Here is a 2,203-nt window from a genome sequence, read left to right as displayed (position 1 = left end):
GACGGCAACGGCGACCTGTTGCCGGGCGGCGACCGGGTGTGGGAGTTCAGCACGGGAGATACCCCGTTCAGCGCGACACCGAATCCGCCGACCGAGCTGACGGCCCGGATCGATGGCGCCGACGTGCGTCTCGACTGGAATGCGAACGCGCCCAATGAACTCGTCACCGAATACCGGGTCTACCGCGCTGCCCCCCCGTCCGACTTCACGCTGCTGGCCACCGTGGACCATCCGGCCACTGACCATGTGGACGCCACGGGCAGCGCCGGGATCCAATACAGTTACTACGTGAAGGCCTACAACTCGATGGGCCGCGAAAGCCTGGCCTCCGAAGAGGTCTGCGGCACGCCGTCTGATACCGCCGCGCCGGCGGCGCCGGCAACGCCCACGACCGACCCGGGCGACCGGATCATCGCGCTGGCGTGGGCGACGCCGCAGGACGTCGTCTCATGCGACGTGGTGTCCTACGTCATCACCCGCACGCCGGCGGGCGGAGCGGCCGCGGTCATCGACACGATCCCCGCCCTGCCGCTGCCGTCGCACTCGTACACCGACTCCGTCCCGAACTACGTGGAGCACTGCTACACGGTGCGGGCGCTGGACAACGCCGGACTGTTGGGCGCCCAGTCCACCGCGGCCTGCGCCTCGGCCCAGGGTCCCCGCGCCGACCTGCACCTGACGAAGGTCGCCGACGTCTCCGTCCCCGACATCGGCGCCGAAGTCACCTTCACCCTGGAGCTGACCAACGACGGCCCCGATCCGACCGTGAACGCCGTCGTCACCGACCTGCTGCCCGAGGGCCTGTCCTTCGTGTCGGCATCGTCGCCCGACTACGGTGTCCTGACCGGCGAGTGGCTGGTCGGCGAGCTCGACGAGGGCGCGACGGCCACGCTCGAACTCGTCGCCACGGTGGACGCCGCCGGCGACACGATCCGCAACCGTGCGGCCGTCGTGGACGAGGGGACGTCCGATCTCGATGAGTCGGACAACGAAGACACCGCCTGGGTTCTGGGCCGCGCCTGCGACCTGCGTCTCGTCAAGACCGTCGACAACGATGATCCGAGCGTGGGCGAAGAGATCGTCTTCAAGGTCGTCGTGGCCAACCGCGGGCCGGACACCGCCACGGGCGTCGAAGTCATCGACGCGCTCCAGCCGGGGCTCACCTACCTGCGCGTGATCAAGAGTTCCGGCACCTACATCGGCGAGCGCTGGCGGATCGGCAGCATGGCGACCGGTCGGACCGACTCGCTGATGATCTACGCCCGGGTCGACGAGCCGGGGGTCGTGACCAACAGCGCCACGGCCACGGCCGCGAGCCCGCCGGACCTGGATCCGTCGAACAATACCGACCAAGCGACGGTCTCCGGCCGCAGCGCCGACCTGGTGCTGACGATGGCCGCGAGCCCCATCGGGCCGGAGGTCGGCGACCCGGTGACCATCACCGTGACGATCCACAACGACGGGCCATCGGCCGCCGACGACGTGGTGGTGATCGACGCGATCCCCGATGGACTGATCGGGATCGTGCATGACGCGCCACCCGGAACCGCCTTCGCCGACAGCACCTGGACCATCGGGCACCTGCCGGTGAACCAGTCGCTGTCGCTCGTCATCTCGGCCGAGATGAACACCGAGGATCCGCTCGCCAACGCGGCGCGCATCATTTCGTCGAGCCTCAGCGATCCCGATCCCAACAACGACGCGGCTTTCGTGACGCTCTCGACGGACCCGGCCGACCTCTGGGTGAACAAGTTCGTGGACCGGCCGTCGGTCTCCGTCGGCGACACGGTCACGTTCACCGTGGTCCTCGGCAACGAGGGTCCCAGCGCCGCTGCCGGCATCCGCGTTCTCGACAGCGCGGCGCCCGGCCTGTCCTTCGTGTCGGCGGACGCCTCGCACGGCGTCTACGAGATGGGCAACGGGGTCTGGAGCGTCCCCTCACTCGCCGCGGGCGCGACGGACACCCTCCTGATCCGCGCCGTCGTCGACCAGGCGCTGACGATCGAGAACACGGCGACGCTCGTCGGCTCGCAGCAGGCCGATCCCGCCCAGGGCAACAACAGCGTGTCCACCGAGGTGACGGGCCTGTCCGCCGACCTGGCGCTCATCGCCACGGTCAGCGGCAGCTACAACCCCCGACCGGCGGTGGGCGAGATCGTCACCCTGAACATGCTGGTGCGCAACGTCGGACCGAGCACGGCCG

The 2,203-nt window shown here is 69.5% G+C and carries 1 protein-coding gene; it reads left to right on the top strand.

Annotation, left to right across the window (positions count from 1 at the left end; genetic code table 11):
• A partial coding sequence (locus tag Q7W29_00720) for a hypothetical protein (protein MDO9170337.1) occupies positions 1-2,203 on the top strand: 2,203 nt, incomplete at both ends.

The organism is bacterium (genome assembly GCA_030654305.1).
Lineage (GTDB): Bacteria > Krumholzibacteriota > Krumholzibacteriia > LZORAL124-64-63 > LZORAL124-64-63 > PNOJ01.
Note: the sequence above shows the minus strand (reverse complement) of the source record. Positions and strands in the feature narration are given on the sequence as shown.